A 727-nucleotide genomic window follows, 5' to 3' on the forward strand; every position below is an offset into this window, starting at 1 on the left:
CCGAGTACGACCAGCCTGGGGAGCTCACCGGAACCGGGGAGTGGCGCGACGGCCGGGCTCACGTCCACGTGACGTGCGGCATCGAGGGGGATATTGCGCGTGCCGGCCATCTCCACGCGGCGACTGTCGAGACGTACTTCGTGAACGTCACCGTGACCGTGGTCGAGTCGCGGGCCACGAGCGCCTAGGGGCGCAGCAGGCTTGCGCGAACCCGCGCGCTCGTAGGAGCGTCCGCACAATCTGCCGAACACGAAGCGGCTCCCGGGTGTCCCCGGGAGCCGCTACGAGAGTCATGGGAGCTGTATCAGCTCATCACAGCGATGTCGCTGGCCTCTCAGTGAGACTCGGCGTAGCGGACACCCTCGGCGTCCCACGCCAGCCACTCCCGGCCGTCGTCATCGACGATCACGCAGAAACCCCACTGAGTAACCTCCGGCCGCTCCGGGGGCGCGTATCCGAGGCTCTGGATACGGTCGGTGAAGACGGGCCCGGTGTCATCGGTGTCGTCGTAGGCGGCGACCAACTCAGCGTTGCGCGCCTGGTCCTCGGTGACCTTCGGGTGTTCATTCATCGCAGTGCCTCCCCGGTACCCGTGATCTTCTTCCGTAGCCGAAGTCGGCCTTCGGTGTCGCAGACCTTCACAATGAGCTCTGTGCGCGGCTTGAGGTAGTGCGCGGTGTTGGTCTTGCAGCCGTTCCCATCATGGTCGCACGGCTCGGCGTTCAAG

General features: G+C 66.2%; 1 protein-coding gene and 1 pseudogene. One reads left to right on the top strand and one right to left on the bottom strand.

Features of this window, described 5'->3' with window-relative positions; all coding sequences use genetic code 11:
• Positions 1-188: pseudogene (locus tag ABFX50_RS50860) on the top strand (hypothetical protein); the annotation flags it as partial.
• Positions 189-334: 146 nt separating this feature from the next.
• Here ABFX50_RS50860 and ABFX50_RS50865 read toward each other — a convergent pair.
• A complete protein-coding gene (locus ABFX50_RS50865; protein WP_290316179.1) occupies positions 335-571 on the bottom strand; it encodes a hypothetical protein in 237 nt (78 codons plus the stop codon).
• Positions 572-727 lie beyond the last annotated feature (156 nt).

Source organism: Nonomuraea recticatena, from assembly GCF_039533245.1.
In the GTDB taxonomy this organism is placed as follows: domain Bacteria; phylum Actinomycetota; class Actinomycetes; order Streptosporangiales; family Streptosporangiaceae; genus Nonomuraea; species Nonomuraea roseola.

What these genes read in the sequence shown, in the direction of transcription:
- ABFX50_RS50865 (WP_290316179.1), bottom strand. Translation starts at nt 571, where the DNA reads ATGAATGAACACCCGAAGGTCACCGAGGACCAGGCGCGCAACGCTGAG.